The sequence below is a fragment of the Sphingobacterium sp. UBA7855 genome (genome assembly GCA_002500745.1).
Lineage (GTDB): Bacteria > Bacteroidota > Bacteroidia > Sphingobacteriales > Sphingobacteriaceae > Sphingobacterium.
Genome location: DLST01000014.1, coordinates 57,439 through 82,764, shown reverse-complemented (window position 1 = coordinate 82,764; position 25,326 = coordinate 57,439). Strand labels below are relative to the sequence as shown.

The 25,326-nt window shown below is 36.9% G+C and carries 19 protein-coding genes; 12 read left to right on the top strand and 7 right to left on the bottom strand.

Going from position 1 to position 25,326, the window contains the following annotated elements:
- Positions 1-19 precede the first annotated feature (19 nt).
- Both thiL and nadA read right to left on the bottom strand, forming a co-directional pair.
- Positions 20-1,072 carry a thiamine-phosphate kinase gene (gene thiL, locus B2107_RS12125; protein WP_293955884.1) on the bottom strand — a complete coding sequence of 351 codons (1,053 nt, stop codon included), beginning with the start codon at positions 1,070-1,072 and terminating at the stop codon, positions 20-22.
- A 210-nt stretch (positions 1,073-1,282) separates the two neighbouring features.
- On the bottom strand, positions 1,283-2,278 hold the full coding sequence (gene nadA / locus B2107_RS12120) for a quinolinate synthase NadA (RefSeq protein ID WP_293955882.1): 996 nt from the start codon (positions 2,276-2,278) through the stop codon (positions 1,283-1,285).
- Positions 2,279-5,231: 2,953 nt separating this feature from the next.
- Here nadA and nadB point away from each other — a divergent pair.
- Complete coding sequence (gene nadB / locus B2107_RS12115) at positions 5,232-6,824, top strand: L-aspartate oxidase (RefSeq protein WP_293955881.1); 1,593 nt, start codon at positions 5,232-5,234, stop codon at positions 6,822-6,824.
- Between the two features lie 5 nt (positions 6,825-6,829).
- Positions 6,830-7,336, top strand: a complete 507-nt coding sequence (locus B2107_RS12110) for a gamma carbonic anhydrase family protein (RefSeq protein WP_293955880.1) — start codon at positions 6,830-6,832, stop codon at positions 7,334-7,336.
- A gap of 49 nt (positions 7,337-7,385) precedes the next feature.
- On the opposite strand, the gene B2107_RS12105 is transcribed toward B2107_RS12110, so the two are convergent.
- From B2107_RS12105 to apaG, 4 genes are all read right to left on the bottom strand, one after another.
- Positions 7,386-8,975: an Ig-like domain-containing protein gene (locus tag B2107_RS12105; protein WP_293955878.1), complete on the bottom strand. Its 1,590-nt coding sequence runs from the start codon at positions 8,973-8,975 to the stop codon at positions 7,386-7,388.
- A gap of 168 nt (positions 8,976-9,143) precedes the next feature.
- Positions 9,144-11,003: a tRNA uridine-5-carboxymethylaminomethyl(34) synthesis enzyme MnmG gene (mnmG, locus tag B2107_RS12100; RefSeq protein WP_293955876.1), complete on the bottom strand. Its 1,860-nt coding sequence runs from the start codon at positions 11,001-11,003 to the stop codon at positions 9,144-9,146.
- Positions 11,004-11,095: 92 nt separating this feature from the next.
- Complete coding sequence (locus B2107_RS12095; protein WP_293955874.1) at positions 11,096-12,961, bottom strand: ABC-F family ATP-binding cassette domain-containing protein; 1,866 nt, start codon at positions 12,959-12,961, stop codon at positions 11,096-11,098.
- Between the two features lie 352 nt (positions 12,962-13,313).
- The gene (gene apaG / locus B2107_RS12090; protein WP_293899512.1) at positions 13,314-13,700 is read right to left on the bottom strand and encodes a Co2+/Mg2+ efflux protein ApaG; all 387 of its coding nucleotides are present in this window, start codon (positions 13,698-13,700) and stop codon (positions 13,314-13,316) included.
- A 149-nt stretch (positions 13,701-13,849) separates the two neighbouring features.
- Between apaG and B2107_RS12085 the strand changes: the two genes are divergently transcribed.
- From B2107_RS12085 to B2107_RS12040, 10 genes are all read left to right on the top strand, one after another.
- Positions 13,850-14,560 (top strand): SAM-dependent methyltransferase, encoded by a 711-nt coding sequence (locus B2107_RS12085; protein WP_293955872.1) that lies wholly within the window; start codon positions 13,850-13,852, stop codon positions 14,558-14,560.
- A 204-nt stretch (positions 14,561-14,764) separates the two neighbouring features.
- Positions 14,765-15,526: an alpha/beta fold hydrolase gene (locus tag B2107_RS12080; protein ID WP_293955871.1), complete on the top strand. Its 762-nt coding sequence runs from the start codon at positions 14,765-14,767 to the stop codon at positions 15,524-15,526.
- Between the two features lie 15 nt (positions 15,527-15,541).
- Complete coding sequence (locus tag B2107_RS12075; RefSeq protein ID WP_293955870.1) at positions 15,542-16,027, top strand: hypothetical protein; 486 nt, start codon at positions 15,542-15,544, stop codon at positions 16,025-16,027.
- Positions 16,017-17,117, top strand: a complete 1,101-nt coding sequence (locus B2107_RS12070; protein WP_293955869.1) for a Nif3-like dinuclear metal center hexameric protein — start codon at positions 16,017-16,019, stop codon at positions 17,115-17,117. The genes B2107_RS12075 and B2107_RS12070 overlap by 11 nt, the downstream gene beginning before the upstream one ends.
- Positions 17,117-17,869, top strand: coding sequence for a zinc ribbon domain-containing protein (locus tag B2107_RS12065; protein WP_293955868.1), 753 nt, complete (start codon positions 17,117-17,119; stop codon positions 17,867-17,869). The genes B2107_RS12070 and B2107_RS12065 overlap by 1 nt, the downstream gene beginning before the upstream one ends.
- A gap of 143 nt (positions 17,870-18,012) precedes the next feature.
- Entirely contained in the window at positions 18,013-21,330 is a 3,318-nt protein-coding gene (locus B2107_RS12060) for a S41 family peptidase (RefSeq protein WP_293955867.1), read from the top strand.
- 161 nt (positions 21,331-21,491) lie between these two features.
- Positions 21,492-22,415, top strand: a complete 924-nt coding sequence (locus B2107_RS12055) for a CPBP family intramembrane glutamic endopeptidase (RefSeq protein WP_293955866.1) — start codon at positions 21,492-21,494, stop codon at positions 22,413-22,415.
- The gene (locus tag B2107_RS12050; protein WP_209576943.1) at positions 22,390-22,605 is read left to right on the top strand and encodes a DUF2007 domain-containing protein; all 216 of its coding nucleotides are present in this window, start codon (positions 22,390-22,392) and stop codon (positions 22,603-22,605) included. The genes B2107_RS12055 and B2107_RS12050 overlap by 26 nt, the downstream gene beginning before the upstream one ends.
- Positions 22,602-23,402 carry a phosphatidate cytidylyltransferase gene (locus B2107_RS12045; protein WP_293955865.1) on the top strand — a complete coding sequence of 267 codons (801 nt, stop codon included), beginning with the start codon at positions 22,602-22,604 and terminating at the stop codon, positions 23,400-23,402. The genes B2107_RS12050 and B2107_RS12045 overlap by 4 nt, the downstream gene beginning before the upstream one ends.
- A 7-nt stretch (positions 23,403-23,409) precedes the next feature.
- Positions 23,410-24,081: a DUF2461 domain-containing protein gene (locus tag B2107_RS12040; RefSeq protein ID WP_293955864.1), complete on the top strand. Its 672-nt coding sequence runs from the start codon at positions 23,410-23,412 to the stop codon at positions 24,079-24,081.
- Here the strand turns inward: B2107_RS12040 and B2107_RS12035 are convergent, their stop codons facing one another.
- Complete coding sequence (locus B2107_RS12035; protein WP_293955863.1) at positions 24,082-25,278, bottom strand: anhydro-N-acetylmuramic acid kinase; 1,197 nt, start codon at positions 25,276-25,278, stop codon at positions 24,082-24,084.
- Between the last annotated feature and the right edge of the window lie 48 nt (positions 25,279-25,326).

Genomic DNA, 25,326 nt, shown 5'->3' with positions numbered 1-25,326 from the left:
GTCTAAGACAGGTCTTTTTTTATTCTTTCTTCTTAAAAGCATTCCATCCTTGTGCTGTAATCGGATAAAGATTTCCAGATTTAGATATCATCTCACAACCTTCAGATCTGGGTGTCATATAACCAATAATACTGATGTCTGGCAGATTCTTAATTTTATCATGATCCGCTTGAGCAATTGTAAACAATAATTCGTAGTCTTCCCCGCCATTCAACGCGGCTACAGTCGGATCAATTCCAAATTCCCGCCCAGTATCGTAAGTCATCTGATCCAGTGGAATTTTTTCCTCGTATAGACGACAGCCTTTGTCCGATTGTCGGCAGATATGAAGAATCTCGGAGGCAAGCCCATCGGAAACATCCATCATAGCTGTAGGCTTAATTCCCAGATCAGCAAATAAAGCTACAATATCTTTACGGGCTTCGGGTTTTAATTGCCGCTCAACGATGTAATCTTTCCCTTCCAGATCAGGTTGTACATTTGGATTTTCTAGATAAATATCCTTCTCGCGTTCAAGCAGCTGTAAGCCCATGTATGCTGCCCCAAGGTCGCCAGATACACATAATAAATCTCCTTCCTGAGCGCCGCTACGATAAACGATTTGATCTGCATCAGCGTAACCTATACTCGTGACAGAAATTACTAATCCTTGTGCTGAAGCAGATGTATCTCCTCCAATTAAATCGACGTTATATTTCTTACAGGCAATTAAAGCTCCCTGATAAATCTCCTCTACAGCTTCCAATGGAAATTTTGAGGACAAACCTATTGAAAATGTAATCTGAGAGGCTATTCCATTCATTGCGTAGATATCGCTCAAATTGACCTGAACAGCTTTGTAACCTAGATGCTTTAAAGGAACATAACGAAGATCAAAATGAATTCCCTCCAAAAGCAAGTCAGTGGATATCAAAGTTTTCTTACCTTCAAAATCCAAAACAGCAGCGTCATCACCTATACCTTTAATGGTAGACTTCTCTGTCAATTCCACAGCTTTGCTTATATAATCAATCAGTCCAAACTCACCCATTTCTTCCAAATTGGTTCGTTCGGTATTGTCAAAATCAAACATGTTAAAAAGTTTAAAAGTTTATTATCGATAATGCCAAACAATCATCTCAACGATTGATCATACTAACATTACAAAACAGTTTTCACAATAAAATCTCACAGTTTTCCGCACTTGTCAAATCGTAGTTCTAGTTTCTGTTATATAAAAATAAAAACTCATGCTAGCTATCGAAAACCACTCTTCTATTGCTAATAACAATTATGCTAATCGTTATAGTCCCAAGCTCGCCGATATTTCCAGCATGCGTTCAATCGGACGCTGGGCACGTAGAATAACATCTTCAGGAAGAATAATTTCAGGCGATTCAAACTTAAGGCAATTGTATAGCTTTTCAAGCGTATTCAGCTTCATGTGGGGGCAATCATTACATGCACATGCATTATTAGGAGGTGCAGGAATAAAAGTCTTATGTGGACTTGCTTTTTGCATTTGATATAGAATACCAGATTCTGTAGCAACAATATAAGCCTGGGCAGTATCTGCTTGAGTAAATTTAAGCATGCCAGCTGTCGAGCCCACATAATCAGCTATCGCCAATATATGATCTTCACACTCCGGATGCGCAATAAATTTAGCCTCTGGGTGTTCGCTTTTCAAACGATCAATTTTATCTTGAGAAAAAATTTCATGTACCATACATGCACCGTTCCAAAGCACAAGATCTCGTCCTGTTTTCTTTTTAACGTATGCGCCCAGATTACGGTCGGGACCAAAAATGATTTTTTGGTCTTTAGGCAAGCTCTCTACAATTTGAACAGCATTACTTGATGTACATACAATATCTGAAAGCGCTTTCAATTCAGCGGTACAGTTCACATAGGTGATGACCAGATGATCTGGATATTGTTCTTTAAACTTCGCAAAAAGATGTGGTGGACAGGAATCCGACAGTGAACAACCAGCTTTGGCATCAGGCAAAATAACCTTTTTTGTAGGTGAAAGTATTTTAGCGGTTTCAGCCATGAAATGCACGCCAGCAAAAACAATTAAATCCGCATCTGTCTTTGCTGCCTCTTGTGATAGTCCTAGGCTATCTCCAATATAATCGGCTATATCCTGAATTTCAGACTCTTGATAATAATGAGCCAATATTACAGCATTCTTTTCTTTTTTCAATCGTTGGATTTCTTCAACCAGATCCAATGAAGGATCGATCGGAGCATCAATATAACCTTTGGCCTGAAGCTCATAATTTACAATTTCCATACGGGTACTTTCAACTTTTGTGAATGACAAAAATAAGCATTGTTGCATATATAAAAGTCAATTAAAAGCAAATTAATCTAATGATTGCAAGTGAACCTTCACATCAACAGAAAATAGTAGTTGGCATTAGGATATTAATAGTTGATAACCAATATATTGATTATTTTTTTGTTATAACTTGTTTGTATTAATTATCCGGATTTATGGATCTTATCAATTGCGAAATTTGGTCCAATAGCTGCTCTCCATCATGATTTGTATAAGCAAACAAGAAAGGAAACCGAAAGGTTCTTCAATACTTAAAGCCTTTATATTTAAAAATAATAGTTAAATTATTGTCAATAAAAAATAGTAAAGAAATCTCTTTTCAATATAAACCCTTCTACAATTGAATATAAAGCATATAATTAAGAGACATATGCTTTATCAAAAGCTCAGCGGGTTTATTGTAAACTATTTCCATGCCAGAAAATCGGTTTCGCCAACATTCCCTTTTCGTAGCTTAAGGAACGTTCTTCGCCATATTACAAAACAATGAAAAATATGGCACAAAATGAAGCTTTATTTATTAACATTTTATGCGACTATGGGATTTAAAGTCATTATAAAACCGATTTATGATGTGGATCTTGATCAAAAAATTTTTATTGAATTCTCAAGGGGTTAAATTAGCCAACAAGCAATGAATTTGAAACACTCAAAAGGATGAATACTAAATAGGCGCAGTGAAAAGGGAAAATAAGGCGCTTGACAATCGTCTGTAGCGCCATTCTTCGTAATAACTTCCATTTACCGCAACCTGCCTATTAAGCACTGTAGCATTATTAGCGCATTCGCATCGGAACTAATTTCAGATAATATTTAATATAGCTTGAACAGGAGCTTCAAATCGAGATTCAACTAGTTGCACACCACCTAATGAAAATTACGTCATAAAGTAAAGGCGCTAGAACAGCATATTTTGAAAAAAAACGCGCGGTGTGATAAATACTATAATCTTATAAAGAGAAACAATTGTAACCAGGTAGGAACTGGATCTAGGGAAATGCATATTTATAATTAACTCAATAAGAATTGAATATTCCCATATTTATAAAATGAATTTAATTATATGCTATTCTCACAGACTAATTATGAAAAATACTATTGTATTATCGGATTGTTGCCAAAATCGATATGATATTTTTTCCAAACAGACCCGCTGAGAATCGAATATTAGCAATACAATCTAATAGATGGCTATCTACTCCATTGTAAGGACGTTTAATATAAAAATTGAGCTAAATAAGTCCACACATTAAATATGCTATCAACAAACTTTAGCAAAAATCTACAAATAAGCTGGATTTCAAATACAAACTAGAAAAAAAATAATATAAAGTTAAATAAATGAATTTTAAGATTAATAAAAAAATTATTAGAAAATATCTTTAAAAGATCTAAAACACGCTTAATCGCTTAGGATTGAATAGGGGATAAAATTGCTATTTAAAATAAATCTATTTGACCTATAGGGCGTTTATTTAAAAAACAAACCTCTTTAGAATTCCTTATAATAAGAATTCTAAATCATCATCCAAAATACTTAAATCTCACCGATCGACTTTCCACTAGTTCCAAATAAAAATTAAGGCTGGGCAACAAATATAACAAGATTGTTTGTACTACAATAAATTATTCGAATAAATTATTTGATCTACAATTTCAATCCCTTAGTTGATCCATTTTACCTTTAAAAATCAAATTTTCAAATAAAGTCGTCTAGAATCTTACAGATATTGTTCAAAGAAGATTATAAGTGAATATTCAATTGTAAAAACGTTTATATTCAAATTTGGCGCCTACAGATTTGAATATAAAATCCGCATAGGACCAAACAGCAAAATAACCTTACTAGGAGCGCTTAAAAATTAAAAATTTCTATTCATAAATCCAAAATCTATCCATCTGGAAGCGTTTAATCTATTTGACAGCATGAAGAAGCTGTGCAAAAAGAATCTAATGGCCCAGAATTAGTTATTATACTTTTCGCTCCAAAAAACTATAAATAGACCAATATCAAGGCATTTAAATCAGTTTTTGATAGAAAAAAAATCAACAAATAATCATTTCGAATAAACTAAAGTGCTTTAGAATTCAATAAAACTCTCTATTTCCTTGAAAATTGGAAATATTGAAGGCTGATTGCATCAAAACTTACTTAAAAATAGTATTTCGCACGTCTTGTACAGCTTAGAATTCCAATAAATTCACAATTTAAATAAAAACTTAAAATAAGGAATTGTATGAGCGTTCGATTGCAAGAAATGCAAAAGAATTTCAAATAAAGCCTCTTAAGATCACGTTAAACCCATATCAAAAAAAATATAAAATAAATATTGCATTCTAAAGCGCTTAAAAAGCGTTTAGAATTATTTTTAAAAAAAATAAACTCAACTACAATCGCGTATTTCGATAGGGGAGTTTACGTTTTCCAAATATCGAAATGTAGAAGCGTCTAATTGAACTTTACAAAACTAAACAAAGATTTTCGAACGTATTCCACAATCTTTTTTTTCAATAAATACTAATTATTTTAAATAGAAGATCTCTTATTGTTTATTATGGTGTGGAAAAGTGGTATAAATAGGATTATTTCCATTTTGATTTTAGGTTTTTATAGAGTTTTCAACAATTTTTCAACAGATTTTTAAGATTAAATAGCTGATTTTTAAAATTGTAATTATTCATGTTTTTTATTTTCCATAATTTTTTGTTGAATAGTTTATGTTTAATAAATGTGGAAATCTCATGAATTTTGTGCGGAAAAGTTTGAGAAATTTAGTTGGAAAATAGGGGACTTGTGAATTGTTAAATACTTTTCATTTTTATTTAACCTTTTATTTACACGTTTTCCACATTTTTCGTTAATTTGAATTGTCACTTTTGGGGATAGTTTGTGAATTTAAAATATATGGCAGATAGAAAGGTCGATTTTTTGGTCATTGGATCAGGTATAGCAGGATTAAGCTTTGCATTAAAAGCTTCTCAATTCGGTAAAGTGTTGATAGTCACCAAGTCTAATGAGGATGAGTCAAATACAAAATATGCGCAAGGGGGAGTAGCTGCTGTTGTGGATAAGTCTGATAGCTTTGAAAAGCATATCGTTGATACTCAGATAGCTGGGGATGGATTATGTGATGTTGAAATTGTGGAAAACGTAGTGCGGGAAGCTCCCGACCGTATTGCCGAGCTTATTTCCTACGGGACGTCATTTGATAAGGAAGAATCGGGACTTTACGATTTGGCAAAAGAAGGGGGACATTCGGCACATCGGATCTTACATTACAAGGATATTACTGGCTACGAAATTGAACGGGCATTATTGGAGCAGGCACATATTGACCCTAATATCGAAATTGTAACACATTACTTTGCCATTGATTTAATTACGCAGCACCACCTGGGGGAATATGTAGACAAGAACAAAACGGATATTACTTGTTTTGGTATTTATGCTTTTAATACATCTTCCCATCACGTTGATAAGATTTTGAGTAAGGTTACGGTAATGGCTTCTGGTGGGGCTGGGCATGTATATTCGAGCACAACTAATCCAACCATTGCTACTGGCGATGGTATTGCGATGGTGTATAGAGCCAAAGGGAAGGTGCGTAATATGGAGTTTATGCAATTTCATCCGACGTCACTATATAACCCTAAGGACTCACCTGCGTTTCTCGTATCCGAAGCAGTAAGGGGATTTGGAGGTGTTTTAAGAAGGCTCAATGGAGAGTCGTTTATGGAGGATTATGATGAGCGAGCTTCGCTGGCTCCGAGAGATATAGTGGCTAGAGCTATCGATGCGGAGATGAAGAAGTCCGGTATTGATTATGTATATCTTGATATCACGCATAGGGATAAGGAAGATATTATCAAACACTTTCCGAATATTTATGAGAAATGTCTTTCTATTGGACTTGACATGTCCAAAGACTTTATACCTGTGACCCCTGCAGCGCATTATCTCTGCGGTGGAATTTATGTGGATGATTTTGGGCGTAGCAGTATTCTCAATCTTTATGCCTGTGGAGAGTGTTCTTCTACAGGCTTGCATGGCGCAAATAGGCTGGCTTCTAACTCGCTGCTTGAAGCACTTGTCTATGCCCATCGTATATTCTTAGATGCGACGCAATTGGTTGAAACAATCAGTCATATACGTGATGTTCCCGAATGGGATGATTCTGAGACTTCGCGTTCTAATGAAGATATTTTGGTGACTCACAATTTACGGGAATGTCAAAAGATCATGAGCGATTACGTTGGTATTGTCCGTTCTGATTTTAGGCTTGAAAGAGCGCTTAAGAGACTCCATCTATTATATGAGGAGACAGAGGAGTTTTATAGAAATACAAGGCTTTCTGTCAAACTTTGTGAATTACGAAATGTGATTCAAGTTGCTTACATTGTTACTAAATCGGCGATGTTGCGTAAGGAAAGTCGAGGTTTGCATTATACAACTGACCATCCGCGGCACTCGGAAATACTACAGGATACAATTTTCTAAACGTTATGGCGCTTATTTTACCCGTTTTGGATAAGTCACCGCAAATTGCTGAAGAGTGCTTCTTAGCACCTAATTCGACGATTGTGGGTGACGTTGAGATTGGACATCATTGTTCGGTTTGGTTTAATGCTGTTGTACGTGGTGATGTCAATTATATTCGAATAGGTAACTATACAAATATTCAAGATGGCGCTGTTATACATTGCACGTATAAAAAATGCGGTACTTCCATAGGTAGTTATGTAAACGTAGGACACCAGGCGATGGTACATGGCTGCGTTGTGGAAGATCACGTACTTATCGGTATGGGCGCAATTGTGATGGACAATGCTGTTATCGAATCTCATGTGATAGTAGCAGCTGGAGCGGTGGTTTTGGAAAATACGCGCTGTGAGTCGGGATTCCTATACGCCGGTGTACCAGCGAAAAAAATAAAAGCGCTAACTGAAGAACAAAAAGAATTGTTACAGCAGTTACCGCATAATTATGTTTTGTATAGTTCCTGGTTTTAACTTAAACAAATTGGCATCATTAAAATAATTTTTTATTTAGTGGCCTCAATCATTCTTTTTTGAGACCAATTAATGAAAAGGTATCTTTTTGCTCCCAGTTTGCTCGTATAGTGAATGTTTTGTTTAAGTATACAACAGGTTCTGGAAATGTCTTTTTTTCTACATCTCCAGTATCCCAGATACCATTACCGTTATCGTCGCGGATTACACGTAAACTGTATTTACCTCCTGGATATTGTTTATATACAACTGTCGGGTTATCTATGTCTACTAGGTCTAAGCGATAGACTTTGTCCTTTTTTTCATTAATCAATTCTACCAAGTAAGTTGTATTGCTATCCAGATCGGTGAAATCAAAAGTAAGATCGCCATAGTTCTCGCTATCGTCATAGGTAAGATCTAGTTTTTTCTCTTTATTTTGTTCTCCAAAATAGCCTGTAATGGCGCCTTCTGCGAATTCGATTTGGTACTTTTTGTCCTTTCTCCAATTATATCGAATATGATAGATGTTGGAATTGGCTGTATCTACTGCAAGTTGATAATTGCTTCGCACCAATGAATCTTCCTTGAACTTTAATTTTGTCTTATCTATATTTTTTATTGGTGTGAAAGCGGACACTTGAAGGTGAGTGATACGATCGACCCTCCCGTTATTTGGTGTAAAAATAGGATCTATTGTCGGTTCTATTTTTACGTTTCCTTTTCTAACCAGGATGGTATCAAGTGGCTTCTCATTTTCCATTAAGACCAACTTCAAAGAGTCTATTTTTAAATTTGGAATAAACAGGGTTGCAGAATCAGAAGTTTTTGCAAAGCGTATGATTTTATCTTTATTATTTACTTCATCATTAAGAATATTTAAATTGGGTTTTACTACTCTTCTATTAAAAATAAGTAGTACACTTCCATTTTTTTCAAATTTCTTTTCTAAAGTTCTAAACTTCTTTGGAGTGGCCTTGAATATTTCAAGATTAATGTTGCTGAGATCCCGCTCTAGTACGATAGAATCTTTTAAGAAACCTATTTCTTCGTCGGCACCATTGTAAATTCTGTCATTGTTTTTTTCCTGAAGTGCGTAAATGCGGTATGTTCCCTCCCTTAGATTATTTAGTTTATAATTGCCAGCTGTATCTGTTGTAGTAAATATATTGGCTTTCTTTTTACCAAAAATGGAATCTTGACTAATGGGGATCAACAAGACTTTAACATCTTTTTGTACCTCTTTAGTTATTGCACTTTTTACATTACCAGCTATGCTGAGCGAGTCAATTTTGTCTCCGGTAGCAAACACGTAAGCATAATTGACCAATGCATTTCCCGCATTATAATCGACAAGTCCTTTACCAAAGTAGATGCTATAAGTTGTATTCTTTTCAAGAGAATCTGGAAGGGTAATTTCAAGATTTTTTTTCTTGACTTTAAATTCCGGGTTGCTCCCCATATCGGGTGTCACACTAAATTCTTTTTGTTGATTGGCGAGTTTGATGTATTCGTCAAAAGTGATAACTATTTTTTTTGCTGTAAAATTCTTCGAAAAATTCGTAGGATTTTCCTCTAAGATTTTAGGTGGTATCGAATCTTTTGGCCCTCCGGTTGGTTGCTGTATACTTGCACACTGTATAGATAGGCCAATAAGCATGATAAACAAGCTTAAAATAAGTAATCTTGGCGTAAAGCTATTTTTTAGCCTTTTTGAGCTACTTTTATTTTCTTTTGAAGAATTGATCATAAAAAATAGAATATTGTCTTAAATCGTTTATTTTAAGCTTGTAGTTGTTTTATATTTAATAATTTGAAAATCAATTACTTAACTCATGTGAACCATCAATACGCTGATATCAGATGGTGAAACACCCGAGATGCGCGAAGCCTGACCCAATGTACGAGGTTTGACCTTCGATAATTTTTGTCTTGCTTCGATGGACAGTGAAGTTAACAAACTGTAATCGAAATCGGGATTTATTTCTCTATCTTCCATCTTTTTCATTCGGTTCACAATCTCTATTTCTTTTTCGAAGTAGCTTTCATATTTGAGATTGATCTCTGCTTGTTCTATAGTATCGTTATCGAATTGTGCTACAAATTGTGCGAAGCTTTCATCTCCTTTTATAATGTCTTGCATGCTGACCTGTGGTCTCGCGAGTACATTGCTTAATCTGGTTTTTTGAGCAAGCGCACTTGAGCCCACGTCGGCCAGCACCGTATTCATCTTTTCGAGGTTAGTGGAGTTCTGTTTCAAGTACTCGATAATACTATTAGAGTTATCTATTTTGTTCTCTACTTTTTTTAGCCTTTCCTCTCCTACTAGTCCCAATTTGTACGCTAATGGAGTAAGGCGAATATCCGCATTATCCTGACGGAGTAACAAGCGATGTTCTGCTCTTGATGTAAACATCCGGTAAGGTTCTTCTGTTCCTTTTGTGACGAGGTCATCAACCAATACACCGATGTAGGATTCTGATCTTTTCAAGATAAGTTCTTTATCATCATTAATACGTTGGTGTGCATTAATTCCAGCTAAGAAACCTTGTGCAGCCGCCTCTTCATATCCCGTAGTACCATTGATCTGGCCTGCAAAGAACAGGTGTTTTACCAATTGTGTTTCGAGTGTAAGATCTAGTTGCATGGGTGGAAAGTAATCGTATTCTATGGCGTAGCCAGGTCGGTACATTTTGGCGTTCTCAAACCCAGGGATGAGTTGCAATGCTTTTAGTTGTACATCTTCCGGTAGAGAGGTCGAAAAACCATTTACATAGATCTCTACTGTTTTGAAGCCTTCGGGTTCGACAAATATCTGGTGGCGGTCACGTTCCGCAAAGCGGTTAATTTTATCTTCTATTGATGGACAATAACGTGGTCCTAATCCTTTGATTCTACCGGTAAACATAGGCGATTTTTCGAAGCCAGTTCGTAGCATCTCATGCACTTTATCGTTGGTATATGTAATCCAACAACAACGTTGTTCTGTTGGTATATCTACATCAGTATAAGAAAATCTACCTCTTTTTTCATCACCCCATTGCTCTTCCATCAGCGCATAATTGAGGCTTCTTCCATCTATACGTGGAGGAGTTCCGGTTTTCATTCTTCCTGATTCGAAGCCGAGTGAGACAAGCTGCTCTGTCAAGCCAGTGGCTGCCTTCTCTCCTGTTCTCCCTCCACCAAATTTCTTATCGCCAATGTGGATGACACCATTTAAAAATGTTCCATTGGTTAATACTACAGCATCGGATTCTATTTCTATTCCCATTGAAGTAATGACACCACAGGCTCTACCATTTTTGACTATTACCTCTTTGACGGTATCTTGCCACATATCTAAATTGGGAAGAGATTCTAATTGTAGTCTCCATTCTTCTGCAAATCGCATACGATCGTTTTGTGTACGCGGGCTCCACATGGCCGGTCCTTTGGATAGGTTAAGCATGCGAAACTGTATGGTTGACTTGTCTGCGATGATACCCGTGTATCCTCCCATGGCATCTATTTCCCGTACAATTTGGCCTTTCGCAACTCCACCTATGGCCGGATTACAACTCATTTGGGCTATTACTCCCATATTCATTGTAATCAGTAAAGTTGATGATCCTAAATTGGCAGCAGCGGCTGCAGCTTCACAGCCCGCATGACCTGCACCAACTACTATTACATTATATTTTTTAAACATTTTTCTATTCTTGTTCCACGTGAAACGTGGTATTTATTTTATTTACAAATTTAAGTTTTCTTTACGTTCCACGTGAAACGCCTTATAAAATTTTACATAAAATCAGCAAGATATAACCACCTTTCCGATTTTTCATCTATCTCCTTTTGGATGGATTGAATTTCTTCAGCAAGGGAAGATAATCTAAGGTGATCTGTTAGTTGATTCAGTTCTTCAGTCTTTAACTTTATATTTTGCTCCAACTTTTCGATTTCCTCCTCTAATTTAGTATACTCCAATTGCTCTTTGTAAGAAAGCTTTTTCTTCTCTTCTTTTGCAACTGGTTTTATCTGTTCTTGAATACTTTTTCTCTGCCTTTCTTTTTCCAATTTCTGAACTTCGTCTTGCTCCAGTTTAAAATCAGCATAATTTCCATTATAGATTTGTACTTTTCCTTTTCCCTCGAAAATAAAAAGTTGGTCCGTTAATTTATCTAATAAATATCTATCGTGGGATACCAAGATAAGTACTCCCTTATAGTTATCAAGAAAGTCTTCCAGTACATTTAACGTGTCGATATCTAAATCGTTTGAAGGCTCATCCAGTATAAGGAAGTTTGGGTTCTTCATTAATACCCGCATAAGCTGAAGACGTTTTCTTTCTCCTCCGCTTAGTTTATTTACAAATCCAAATTGTTTTTCAGGAGGAAATAAGAAATGTGTCAATAGCTGGGAAGCCGTGATTACCTCTCCATTTGCCATCTCAATATAATCTGCGACATTCTTAACAACATCTAGTACACGGTCGTTTTCATTCACTTCCAATCCACCTTGTTTGTAGTAACCATATACAGTTGTCTCTCCAACAGCGATCACTCCTGTAGCAGGCTTTTCTTCTCCGGTGATTAAGTTTAGAAAGGTAGATTTTCCAGTTCCGTTTTTGCCAGCTAGACCGATACGATCTCCTTTTTTAAATATGTAGGAAAAATCCTGTATGATATCTTTTGCGCCATAACTTTTCGAAACGTTATCCAGTTCTAATATTTTAGATCCCTGTCTACTTACCTTCACACTGAGTTGCACGGAATCGTTTCCTTTTATTGCTTTCGATTTTTCTTCTAATTCATAGTATGCATCGATACGCGACTTAGATTTGGTACCGCGCGCTTGGGGCTGACGTCGCATCCATTCCAGTTCGCGGCGAAGAAGATTTCTGCTCTTCTCTACCATCACTGCATCGATCGCTTCTCTTTCCGATTTTTTCTCTAGAAAATACGAATAGTTTCCTTTATAATTGTAAAGGTTGCCCCTATCCAGCTCGCGGATTTCCGTACAGATGTTATCTAAAAAGTAACGATCGTGAGTGACCAGAAGAACGGTTTTATTTCCTGTTGTCAATAGCTTTTCCAACCATTCAATGGTTTCAATATCCAAATGGTTGGTAGGCTCATCCAATATATATATATCAGGTTCGTCTATTAGAAGTTTGGCAAGTGCCAGGCGTTTTCGTTGACCTCCTGAAAGACTTTTAATATCCTGATGGAAATCCATAATGTTTAAACGATTAAGAATCGTCTTAATATTATGTTCATACTCCCAGGCATTCAATGAACTTATTTTTTCTGTAAGATCTTCTAATTTTTTCTGATCGATATCGGTTTCCAATAACAGCTCCTCGTACTCACGGATAAGACGTTGTTGATCGTTGTCTGTACTATAAATAAAATCGTTGATTGATTTTAATCCTGTGAAATCAGGATCCTGTTCCAAGAAACCAATTTTTATGCCTTTTTCTTTTACAACTTTTCCTGAAGTTGGTAAGATCCGTTCGGCTAAAATGGAAAGTAATGTTGACTTACCTGTTCCGTTTATTCCAACCAAGGCTACTCGATCCCCTTTTTGAAGGCCGAAATGTAAATCTTTAAAAAGCCATCGATCATGGAAGGAATGGCTTACTTGTTCTGTCGCTAAAATACTCACGTTATATCACCCTAAAATATATTCAGTCAATTTACACAGCAAGATACTTCCAAGAGATTTCTGCTCTCGGTAGTATGCATGGTGTTGATAATCAATATTTTACTATATATTTGATTATCAGTTATTTATATATCAAATCAATAATCTTTTTGATTGCTGACTAATTTTAAAATATCGGGTGGCGTTCTGAACGAGGTTTAGCACATACCATTTAACAAATGACTAATTCAAATGGTGTCCGTATAACCAATAATTTGGAACGCTCGCAAAAATAAAGAAATAGTTTCTTATTCGATGCGAAAAAAGCTTCGTTGTATGATTAATTGGCAATAATGATACTGCCTTGATAAAATTAATTCAACGCGTAATCTGCGATCAGATTGAAACGAGGTATTTCAACTTGAAAGCTGCTGTTGTCTAGTGTCCGGATCATATTATAATATCCTTCCATAAATCCGAATTCGCTATTGAGATTGCAACCCGAAGTATATTGATGGGTCTGTCCAGGTTCAATAATCGGTTGTTCGCCCACTACACCATCTCCCGATACTTCTCTATAATCTCCTTTCGCATCAAAAATTTTCCAATAGCGGCTTATCAATTGAACCGTGTAATCGCTCAGATTTTCTATGCTAATATGATAAGCAAACATAAAATGCTCACGGTCCGGATTTGAATACTCCGATTGATAGATGGTTTCAACCGAGATTTTTACGCCTTCTGTAATTTGTGTGATCATTTGAATGATGTTTATTGTTGTACTAAATATGTATGCTAAAATACTAATAATGAGTTTAAAATTCGAAATTATAATCATTTTAAAAGGTTAAATAATGCTAAGTTTAAAATTAGTATAGTCAAATGGAGCTTAATTAGTACGTTTGTATTATGGCAAATGGCATATTATATTTAATTCCTGTTCCATTGAGTGATGATGCAGCTTTCCAGTCGTTTACTCCTTATTTGGTGGAAACGATAAATTCATTGGACGAGTATATTGTGGAGAATGAAAAAACGGCACGTAAATTTCTAAAACTTGCCGGTTTAAAAATTCCGCAAAGCGAACTTAAAATTCATGATTATGGAAAACATGCGCGCGATAAAGGAAATATCAATGATTTTTTTGAAGGTCTGTCACAGGGTAAGAATGTTGGTCTGATGTCGGAAGCAGGATGCCCCGGTGTCGCCGATCCTGGGGCTTCGATTGTTGCGCGTGCGCATCAGTTGGGGATTAAAGTTGTTCCGCTTGTTGGACCTAGTTCTATTCTGCTGGCTCTGATGGCTTCGGGTTTCAGTGGTCAGAAATTTGCTTTTCATGGTTATCTGCCGATTGATAAAATAGAACGAGCCAGAGAAATTAAAAGTCTCGAGCTGCAGTCAGGGCGTGATAAACAAACGCAGATTTTTATTGAAACTCCTTTTAGAAATAATCAGCTTTTAGCAGATCTGCTGAAAACCTGTAAGCCTTCCACCTTACTTTGTGTAGCATCGAATGTGACAGCTCCAGATGAATTCATTCAAAGCCTCACAATAGCTGAGTGGCGAAAACGAAAGGATGATTTTCATAAGAGGCCTACTATATTTCTTTTGTATGTTTGATGGTTCTCCCCTACCCTACTTATAGGGTACTATATAATAAGCGCTATAAAATTGCTAGAAATAGGTTTTAGGTTATTTGAACATTATGAGTGAGTACTTACATTTTATATTTTATCTTTCAATTTTATTTGAGGATAGGATGAATAGAATGATTCGCTGTAAAACAAAGATAAATTGATATAAATTATTCAAAAATATAACGCTATGAATTACTGTAGATTATTGTATTTAATGTTTTGTTTTTCATTATGTTTTTTAGGTAAAAGTCTTTATGCACAGTCTTCTACCTATGTAATAGTTCATGGCGCATGGGGCGGTGCGTGGCAGTTTAAAAATACGGCCATCGAATTAGAGAAAAAAGGAAACAAAATTTATCGTCCCACGCTAACTGGCTTAGGTGAACGTTATCATTTAGCAGATACTGCTATTAGATTGCAGACGCATGTGAACGATGTTGTGAATACAATTTTGTTTGAGGACCTTCATGATATCATATTGGTTGGACATAGTTATGGTGGTATGGTTATAACGGCAGTAGCAGACAGCCTTCCGGATCGAATCAGAAAAATGGTTTATTTGGATGCTATCCTTCCTAAAGACCAACAATCAGTAATGGATTTGATGCGGAAACCGGATACGGATAATGGACTTTTGAAATTTGAAAAGGATGGCTACATTCTTCCCTTTTGGGTAAAAGATGATAATAAGTTTCCGAGAGATGTCCCCCACCCTTTAAAAACAGTTACAGATAAGATTCATTTGATAAATCCGAAACGAAATAAAATTCCAACGACCTACATCTTAACGTATGAAGATGGCACAGCATTGGAGAAGGATGATTTTTATCCTTTTTACAAAGAGGCAAAAAATCTTGGTTTTAAAACGATCGAATTTGTTGGTGATCACAATCCGCAAATAAAAAAGCTGAAAGAATTAGTAGATTTGTTAGAACGTGAAAATAAATAAGCAATAGAAATTTCAATGACGCAAGAGGAACTAATAAAAGAATTAAGTAAGCCGGAGGTAATTTATACAGCCATGGCTATTGTAGCTGTACGTATTATTGTGTGGCTATTGTTTGCAAATACGATCCGGAAAACGTTAAAATTAGTCGCCAGTGAAAATCGATTAATGACCCCTAATCAATCTTGGTTGGTCGCAGTCCCTTTGGTGAATATTTATTGGAATTTTCAGGTCGCTACACGCTTTCGTGATTCGTTGATCAATGAATTCTATGACCGAAAAATTGCCGTTGAGGAGAATCCTACCTTTAGAAAGGGATCATTATATGCCTGGATTTATTTAGCAACAAATATTCCATTGCCATTATCTATTTCGGGCGTCTTAATCGTCATGCATTTTGTGACACTAGCTAATTATTGGTTTGAAATTAATGCCAACAAAAGAATTTTAGAAGAGCATAATAAATTTAGAGAAAAGGAGGTAATTGTAGACCATGAGAATTAAAGATGTCATTGACTATTTGGAGCGGCTTGCTCCTTTAGATTTACAGGAATCTTATGATAATGCTGGACTTATTGTGGGAGACGCGTATAAGGAGGTTACAAAAGTGCTCATTTCATTGGACTGTACGGAGGCTGTTGTACAAGAAGCTATTGATAAAGGCTGTAATTTAATTATTTCCCACCATCCTATTGTATTTAAAGGACTGAAGAAATTCAACGGAAAAAATTATGTGGAACGTACGGTTATTAAGGCAATCGAACATAAAATAGCCTTGTATGCGATTCATACAAACCTGGATAATGTTACGGGCGGCGTGAATACAAAAATTGCGACTAAACTAGGTTTGAAGAATCAGGCGATTTTGGAATCTAAAACAAATATTTTACGGAAAATGGTTGTCTTTGTTCCGAGAAGCCACGTTGAAGATGTTCGTCAGGCCTTATTCGATGCAGGAGCCGGAAAAGTCGGAAAGTATTACGATCAATGTAGCTTTAATACGGCAGGTTATGGTAGTTTTAGACCGTTGGCTGGTGCAGACCCTGCGATTGGAGAAGTTGGCATCCAAGAGCGTGTTGAAGAAACCCGGATAGAAGTGATTTATCTGAAAAGCATCGAGAGAAAGTTGCTTTTGGCGCTTTATGACGCCCATCCCTATGAGGAAGTAGCCTACGATCTGATTGATATTGCGAATAATGCCAGTGAAATTGGGGCTGGTATGATCGGAAATTTACCAGAACCAATGGATGAACTCGATTTTTTAGCTTATCTTAAGGAAAAACTTGGACTTCAAGTTATTCGTCATACAGCGCTATTGGGTAAAAAGGTTGGACGAGTAGCTGTCTGTGGTGGCTCAGGTGGATTTTTACTCGGGGCTGCCAAACGTTCGGGCGCTGATTTTTTTGTGACGGCCGATTACAAATATCATGAATTCTTTGATGCAGAAGGTGAAATCGTCATTGCTGATACAGGACATTTTGAGAGCGAACAATTTACGCAAGAATTATTGTACGACATTATTACGAAAAAATTTCCTAACTTTGCAACCTTAACAACAGAAATAGATACAAACCCTATAAAATACTACAGTTGATGGAACAAACCGTAGAACAAAAATTGAAAGCATTATGGCTTTTGCAAGCCATTCATACTAAAATAGATAAAATTCGCCAGGTTCGTGGTGAGTTACCTATGGAAGTTGCAGATCTTGAAGATGAGATTGCTGGTTTAGAAACTCGTATTGAGAAGATCAGAATAGACTTAGACGATTTAGAAGATTCGATCGTTAAGCGTAAAAACATGATTAAGGATGCCCAAGCTGCTATCAAGAAATATGAGTCGCAGTTAAATGAGGTAAAGAATAATCGTGAGTATGACGCTATTTCAAAAGAGATTGAAATTCAAGGTCTTGAGATTCAGGTTTGTGAAAAGAGAATTAAAGAAGCAGAATTCGAGATTCGCAACAAGACAGAAAACTACGATACTACTGTAGGTAATCTTGAGTATAGTAAAAACGAGCTTGAGGGAAAAAAGAAAGAATTGGAAACCATTACTTCTGAAACTCAAAAGGAAGAAGATGGATTATTGGCAAAAGCTACTGAAGCTGAGGCTAATATAGAAGATCGGTTGAACAAAGTATATTACCGTCTTCGTAATTCATTCAAGAATGGACTTGCTGTGGTTTCAATTGATCGCGATAGCTGTTCAGGATGCCACAATAAAATTCCTGCTCAAATGCAGTCGGAAATCCGCCAGCGCAAAAAAATTATTATTTGCGAACATTGTGGACGTGTTTTAGTTGACGAAGGTATTGTATTGGAAATCGAACAAGAGTACGGTTTTTAATCTTTCATAAAGTAAAGCCCTGCTATTTTTAGCAGGGCTTTTTTTTTTAATCATTTTTTTATGCAACTTTGTTGATATACTAACTAGGTCCACTGTGCAAAATCGTAGTTTTGTATGTGGTAAATTTTAACCTTAACATGTTTATGAATAGAACTCACTTCAAGCTAATTGCAGCATTTTTGGTCGGAACAACTTTTCTATCAGCAAAAGCGCAAGAAACCTTATTGCTTCGAAATCCAAGTATAAGCGCTAATAATATCGCTTTTGTCTATGGTGGAGATATTTGGATTGCAGACAAAAATGGCACTAATCCGAGACGACTAACAACCAATCCTGGTGTAGAGCAGAATCCGATGTTTTCTCCTGATGGTAAGAAAGTGGCATTTACAGGCAACTATGACGGAAATACTGACGTCTATGTAATACCTGTAGCAGGAGGTGAACCCAAGCGTATCACTTATCATCCCTCTTCGGATGTATTACGTGGGTGGCTTAACAATGATGAAGTATACTATACAACATCGCGAGATTTTACCTATGCTTTAAGTCCGCGATTATATAGTTCCAATATACAAATGTCAGGAATGGACAAGGCATTGATGATGCCTGAAGCCACGCAGGGCAGCCCTTCTGCGGATGGTCGCTATTGGGCCTATATCAAGAATACCGATCCGACAGAAAGAGACCGGGTAGCCTTTAAACGTTATCGGGGTGGCGGTATGCCGACAATTTGGATATTCGATACGAAAACCAAAGAAATAGAAGCAATTCCGCAAGTTAAAAGCAATGATGTTAAGCCACTATGGTTGGGTAATAAGGTTTATTTCTTGTCTGACCGCGATAAAATTGTTAATATCTTCAGTTATGATACCAAAACCAAGAAGATAGATAAATTAACAGATTTTAAAGACTATGATGTACGTTCACTCAATGGTAATGGCGCAGAATTGATTTTTGAATATGCTGGAACACTCAATACGTTGAGTTTAAGCAATAATAAAGTGACTCCGCTACATATCAGTGTAAACACTGATGTGATGTATAAAAGGCCGTTTTATAAAGATATCAAGGATGATATACGTTATGCTACGCTATCACCAACTGGTCAGCGCGCACTATTTGAGGCGAGAGGAGAGATATTTACAGTGCCAAAAGAAAAGGGGGAGGCTCGAAATTTATCAAATTCACCGGGTTCTCATGAGCGTTTTCCAGATTGGTCTCCAAACGGTAAATGGGTATCTTATATTTCAGACAAAAATGGGTCCTATCAGTTGGTGCTGACAGATCAGTTCGGAAAAGATAAACCATTATATTTTAATTTGGGTGAAACTAATTTCTATTTTGAGCCGACTTGGTCGCCCGATTCAAAAAAATTATTTTACAATGATTCGCATCTCAATCTGTATTATATTGACATCGCTTCTAAAGCAGTTGTCAAAGTTGCTGATGATAAATTAAGTGGGCAAACAGGGCGGGTATCTAATCATTTCCAGCCAAGCTGGTCTCCAGATTCTAAATGGATATCCTTTATTCGTACGCTGGAAAATGGAGTACCTGCTGTGTTCATGTATAACTTAGATACAAAGAAAACGCAGCAAATTACGGATGGTATGAGCTCTGCCCGCAGTACTGCATTTTCGCAAGATGGTAAATATTTATTTTTCACGGCGAGTACAAATACAGGTTTAACAAATTCTGGTTTACATATGTCCGCTGTACAGCGTAACGTAGATTATGCAGTCTATGCTTTTATCCTGTCGAGCAAAACACCATCATTCTTTAAAAACGATAGTGATGATGAGCAAATCCGTGAAGATAAACCTGATAAAAAGGAAGAGGGAGAGAATAATAAAAAGGAACGTGTAAAAGAGAATGATAAAAAAGCTCCTAAAAAGGATAAGAAGGAAGAGTATGTTGCAAGCAAGCCGGTTGACAAATCTATTCCGGTCGATTTCGATCGTATAGAAAATCGAATTGTTGCGCTGCCTTTACCGGCAGGTCCTTATTGGAACCTGAATGGTTTAGTACCTAATCAATTGACCTATCAACGCGGTGGAACGATTGGTGCCTATGATTTTAAGGAACTCGAAAATAAAACCTTAGTGGAAAATGCACGTAGTTATGTTATTAGTGCTGATGGTAAGAAAATGTTGTACCAAACGGGAAATGGTTTTAATATCGTAAATGCTGGGCAAAAAGTTGCTTCACCTACTGCTGGAGAAATCAAATTAGCTGGAATCCAGCAACTGGTGGATCCCGCAGCGGAATGGAAGCAGGTGTTCAATGAAGTTTGGTCAATGCAAAAGGATTATTTTTACGTGGAAAATATGCATGGCGCCGACTGGAAAGCAATGAAAGCTAAATATGAAAAATTCCTACCTTTTGTCAACCATCGTTCTGATCTTGGTTATTTATTGAATGAAATGATGGGAGAAATGGTCGTAGGACATAATTATATTTATCCAGGAGATCAGCCTTCTACACCTTCAGTTTCTGTTGGTGTGCTTGGAGCAGATTATACGCTAAAGAATGGTTACTATCAGATCGCTAAATTATTTACGCGCCTAGAATGGAATCCTTCTTTCAAAGCACCATTGGCTGAACCTGGATTGAACATCAAGGAAGGAGATTATATTGTTGCTGTGAATGGTATAGAATTGACTGAAGATAAAGATATCTATAGCTTATTTGACAATACTGTGGGCAAGCAAGTGATGCTCAAGATCAATTCAAAACCTTCATTGGTTGGCGCGCGTGAAGTCATTGTTAAACCGATTTCTTTTGGCGATGAAATGAACTTGCGTAGCATGGAATGGGTAGAGCGAAACCGTAAAAGAGTGAATGAATTGAGTAATGGCCAAATAGCTTACGTGTACATGCCGAACACCGGCCCTGAGGGGTATACTTATTTCAATCGTTATTACTTCGCTCAGATGGATAAAAAGGCTCTTCTGATGGACGAACGGAACAACGGTGGCGGATGGGTTGCTGATTATGTGATCGACCTCTTGTCTCGCGAGTTAATTGCCGGCTGGGGCATTCGTGATGGAAAGGGATTCACGACACCCGGTAACGGTATTTATGGACCGAAAGCCATGATCATCAATGAAAATGCCGGTTCGGGCGGTGATATGATGCCTTATATGTTCCGTTTTAAGGGATTAGGCAAATTGGTTGGGCGTACCACAATGGGAATCTTAGTAGGTATCAGCGGTTATCCTCCATTGTTGGATGGAGGCCGGATAACATCTCCAAATTTTGGTGTATATGATTTGAAAGGAAATTGGATCATTGAAAATGAAGGAGTTGCCCCAGATGTGTTTATCGAACAATTACCAAAGGATCTTTTAGAAGGTCGTGATCCTCAACTTGAAAGAACGGTAAAGATCTTGTTGGAAGAAATGAAAACTTATCCGTACAAAAATTTGCAAAAACCAGCCGATCCTATCCGGGTGAATTAAAATACTGTAAATATTAAGGGCTTTGATAAATTTCAAAGCCCTTTTTTATGCGATTGGATGATATACAATAGCAACTTTTGATGATTTTGAATGGAGCAGCATTAGGCTGAATATTGGCTTTACCTGCTTTTATTGTTATCTTTAGCGTATATTTAATACATATGTTTCCCGAACAAACTACTTCTCCCTTTCAATCTTTGTTGCGTTTGATCTTAATGGTCATCGGTTTTACATTTGTATCACAAGTTTTCTATATTATCCTGCTGTTCTTTTATTATAAGATGACCGGACAGGTGATTTCTATTGAGGTCATTATGAATGGTTCTGCCAATGAGATGCGATTATTGTTGCTAATGAGCAGTCTCGGATCTTTTGTAATTCCGGCCTATTTGATGAATATGTATGAAGGCTATGGGATTAAATATTTCCAATCCAGCTATATACCTAAGGTGGCACAGTTTGCCTATGTTTTATTTGCTATGCTCGCTTTTATGCCTCTTATGAGTCTGATCGGTCACTGGAATGAATCCTTACAATTGCCTGATAATATGCAATCGTTGCAACGTTGGATGGAGCAAAGTGAAAAGGATTCGGGAAATTTGGTTCGCGGTATTATCATGGAATCAGGTATTGTTGGCTTTCTGTTCAACATCATTGTACTGGCATTGATTCCCGCCATCGGAGAGGAACTGTTATTTCGAGGTGTTTTACAAAATATAGTCGGGAGATGGTTGCATAATCCCCATGTTGTTATCTGGATTGTAGCGGTTATTTTTAGTGCAATACATCTGCAATTTTTTGGTTTTATCCCCCGTATGCTATTAGGGGCATTTTTTGGCTACCTTTATTTATGGAGTAAAAATATTCTGCTAGCCATCTTTGGGCATTTTGTGAATAATGCTGGAGCTACAGTGATGTCATTCTATTATGCTAGGCTAGGAAAAAGCTATGATGAGCTCAATGCATTTGAGTTACAATCTTGGTGGATATATCTTGTAGCCTTCATTTTTACTCTTATTTTTGTACTCTTATTTTATCGAACAACGCAAAAAGAAAACAATGGAGAACGATTGGAAAAAAATTAAAACATATACAAATGCTATTCAGGCGGAGATAGTCAAACAAATGTTGGAAGAGCATGGAATTCCTGCCGTTGTTTTGAATAAGCAAGATTCTTCTTATCTATTTGGAAAAATTGAACTTTATGTCAACGAAGGATCTATCGAAATGGCTGAACGATTAATTGAGGAAGCAGAAGGGGATATTAATTTATGAAAACAAGAGCAATAACAGGAGTAATCTTTGTAGCTGTCATGATAGCAGCTACTCTTTTCGGGGCATACGTTTACTCCATCTTTTTTACATTGCTCAGTACATGGTGCCTTTATGAATTTTATGGGATCGTTTCGTCGGATGAACGCGCACCAAATAAGATGATTGGTATAGTCATGGCCTTGGTACTGTTTGTTGTGGGATCCTTAATCTCGATGAATCTGCTTGCGGTAAAATTTTTAGCACTGATTATTCCATTTATAAGTGCGACTTTTATTATCTCACTTTTTCAGAAGAGAACTTTTCCTTTTAATGATATTGCCTATACTTTTTTGGGAATAGCGTATGTTACATTACCTTTTTTCCTATTTTCCAAATTAGGATTTATGGAAGGAACTTTTAACTATGCGTTGCCCTTAGGTTTTTTGATCTTATTGTGGATAAACGATACAGGGGCATATCTCGCTGGACGAAGCTTCGGCAAACGTAAACTATTCGAACGGATCTCGCCAAAGAAGACATGGGAAGGTTTTTTCGGTGGATTGATTTTGGCAATTGTTGCTGCAGTGAATCTGGAGAAGTATTTTGGTTATCTACCGCTCTGGCAATGGATAAGTATTGCGGCAATTATCAGTATTGTTGGAACCTTGGGTGACTTAGTTGAGTCGATGTTAAAGCGTAGTTTGCACGTAAAGGATTCTGGAAATATATTGCCCGGACATGGTGGTTTTTTAGATAGATTTGACGGGCTATTATTAGCGGCTCCTATGGTCTATGTTTTCTTACTTTTAATCAATTGATTGTAATATGAGTCACATTCAAAATTCTACATTTGATTTTTTAACGGAATTGAAAGCCAATAATTCCCGGGAATGGTTTGCCGATAACAGAGCTAAATATGAGGCTGCATTGGCTGACGTAAGAAGCTTTTTAACGGATTTAATAGCGGCTTTAAGTGAGTTTGACCCTAAAATCAATACTTCCATACAGGCAAGTAAATGTTTGTTTCGTATTTACCGTGATACACGCTTTTCAAATGATAAGACACCTTATAAAAGTTGGTTTGGGGCAGGAATATCTGTTGATGGAAGAAAGCTACAAGGACCAGAGTACTATATCCATATCGGTGCAGAAAATTCATTTATAGCATGTGGCTACTGGCGTCCAGAAAAGCAACATTTAGAGGCAATAAGACAAGAAATTGATTACAGTGGAAATAAATTGGATGAAATTTTAAAAACAGTATTGACAGGTAGTAATATTGCACTTTTCAAAGAAGATTTACTGAAGCGTGCCCCTGCGGGCTATAGTGAGGATAATCCTTTCATTGACTTTATCAAATTGAAAAGTTTTGTGTTGGAAAGATCTTTAACTATTAAGGATTTATCTGCAAAAAATGCGTTAGATAATATCGTGGCTTCCTATAAAAGTATGCTTCCTTTCAAAGAGTTTTTACAAGAAGCCATCGATACGGATTAATTATTCGGGTAAGCTGATTTTGCCCATGCAGACAGCGGGCGAATCTTTAATTTGCGCTACATTGGATTTGTTGCCTACCAAAGTTTCATTTGCTAACAAAGCAAAGAGGACGGCCTCTTTTGCATCTGGATTGATACCTAATGTTGCAAAGCTTTCAACTTTACAGGTAGGTAAGCTCCTTTTGATGTAATCAAACAGCAATGGATTGTGCAGTCCACCACCACTTATATATACAGCCACATCAGATAGTCCTTCTGACTGCTTTTGGATGCCGTTGACCATCGCAAGAGCCGCAAAGCGATTGAGGGTTGCCATGACGTTTCCATGTGGAATATGAGTTGTTTTCGAACACTCTTGCGCCTTTTCGAGATAAGCGAGATTAAATAGTTCTGGCCCGGTGGTTTTTGGAAAGGGCAGTGTTAGAAATTCTTCTGTTAATAATTGATTCAATAGCGCATCATTTACTTGTCCCTTTTTGGCCATATAGGCATCTCTATCCATCTCCTGATTAAAATTAGCCTTCATGTATTGGTTCATCATTGTGTTGCCTGGACCGAGATCTGTTGCATAGGCTTTCAATTTTGTTTGATGGCTTGGGATAAAGGTGAAATTAGAAATACCGCCAATATTCAGTAAGAATCGATTCTCTGTTGTATGCGAGAAAAGTAGATAGTCGCCATACGCCGCCAAAGGTGCCCCTTCCCCTCCCGTAGCAACATGTTTCTGTCTAAAGTCAGACAGGGTTATGATGCCGGTATTTACGGCAATATGATCTCCATCGCCCATCTGTAAGGTACTATTAGGCCAGTTGCGGTCTTTGGTTAATGATTGGGGAGCATGGTATACGGTTTGCCCATGGCTGGCTATACAATCAATCTCGCTGCTTGGTATATTCCACTGTCGTAATGCTGTATTGATTAATTTGGCATGTGTGACTCCAATATAAGCATTGAGTCCCGAAAATAACTGTTGGTCGATATTTCGTTTTGCAAATACTTCACGGACTCGTGCTCTAAAATCATCCTCATACTCCATTGTAGCAAAATTCTCTAGCTGTATTTTTGTTGTTTTACCTGCATTTTCTATGCGGCATACTGCGATATCAAGACCATCCAGGGAAGTGCCAGACATCAGGCCAATAATGAGTCGCGCTTTCTTTCGTGAAATTTGGTAAAGTCTTTCGATTTGAGGATTCATAGCTTAAAATTAAGCACAAAAATGTTATGATGAATATCATTTTTGACA

What these genes read in the sequence shown, in the direction of transcription:
- B2107_RS12060 (WP_293955867.1), top strand. Translation starts at nt 18,013, where the DNA reads ATGAATAGAACTCACTTCAAGCTAATTGCAGCATTTTTGGTCGGAACA.
- B2107_RS12080 (WP_293955871.1), top strand. Translation starts at nt 14,765, where the DNA reads ATGAATTACTGTAGATTATTGTATTTAATGTTTTGTTTTTCATTATGT.
- B2107_RS12045 (WP_293955865.1), top strand. Translation starts at nt 22,602, where the DNA reads ATGAAAACAAGAGCAATAACAGGAGTAATCTTTGTAGCTGTCATGATA.
- mnmG (WP_293955876.1), bottom strand. Translation starts at nt 11,003, where the DNA reads ATGTTTAAAAAATATAATGTAATAGTAGTTGGTGCAGGTCATGCGGGC.
- B2107_RS12050 (WP_209576943.1), top strand. Translation starts at nt 22,390, where the DNA reads ATGGAGAACGATTGGAAAAAAATTAAAACATATACAAATGCTATTCAG.
- B2107_RS12070 (WP_293955869.1), top strand. Translation starts at nt 16,017, where the DNA reads ATGAGAATTAAAGATGTCATTGACTATTTGGAGCGGCTTGCTCCTTTA.
- nadA (WP_293955882.1), bottom strand. Translation starts at nt 2,278, where the DNA reads ATGGAAATTGTAAATTATGAGCTTCAGGCCAAAGGTTATATTGATGCT.
- nadB (WP_293955881.1), top strand. Translation starts at nt 5,232, where the DNA reads ATGGCAGATAGAAAGGTCGATTTTTTGGTCATTGGATCAGGTATAGCA.
- B2107_RS12110 (WP_293955880.1), top strand. Translation starts at nt 6,830, where the DNA reads ATGGCGCTTATTTTACCCGTTTTGGATAAGTCACCGCAAATTGCTGAA.
- B2107_RS12105 (WP_293955878.1), bottom strand. Translation starts at nt 8,975, where the DNA reads ATGCTTATTGGCCTATCTATACAGTGTGCAAGTATACAGCAACCAACC.
- apaG (WP_293899512.1), bottom strand. Translation starts at nt 13,700, where the DNA reads ATGATCACACAAATTACAGAAGGCGTAAAAATCTCGGTTGAAACCATC.
- B2107_RS12040 (WP_293955864.1), top strand. Translation starts at nt 23,410, where the DNA reads ATGAGTCACATTCAAAATTCTACATTTGATTTTTTAACGGAATTGAAA.
- B2107_RS12065 (WP_293955868.1), top strand. Translation starts at nt 17,117, where the DNA reads ATGGAACAAACCGTAGAACAAAAATTGAAAGCATTATGGCTTTTGCAA.
- B2107_RS12055 (WP_293955866.1), top strand. Translation starts at nt 21,492, where the DNA reads ATGTTTCCCGAACAAACTACTTCTCCCTTTCAATCTTTGTTGCGTTTG.
- B2107_RS12035 (WP_293955863.1), bottom strand. Translation starts at nt 25,278, where the DNA reads ATGAATCCTCAAATCGAAAGACTTTACCAAATTTCACGAAAGAAAGCG.
- B2107_RS12075 (WP_293955870.1), top strand. Translation starts at nt 15,542, where the DNA reads ATGACGCAAGAGGAACTAATAAAAGAATTAAGTAAGCCGGAGGTAATT.
- thiL (WP_293955884.1), bottom strand. Translation starts at nt 1,072, where the DNA reads ATGTTTGATTTTGACAATACCGAACGAACCAATTTGGAAGAAATGGGT.
- B2107_RS12085 (WP_293955872.1), top strand. Translation starts at nt 13,850, where the DNA reads ATGGCAAATGGCATATTATATTTAATTCCTGTTCCATTGAGTGATGAT.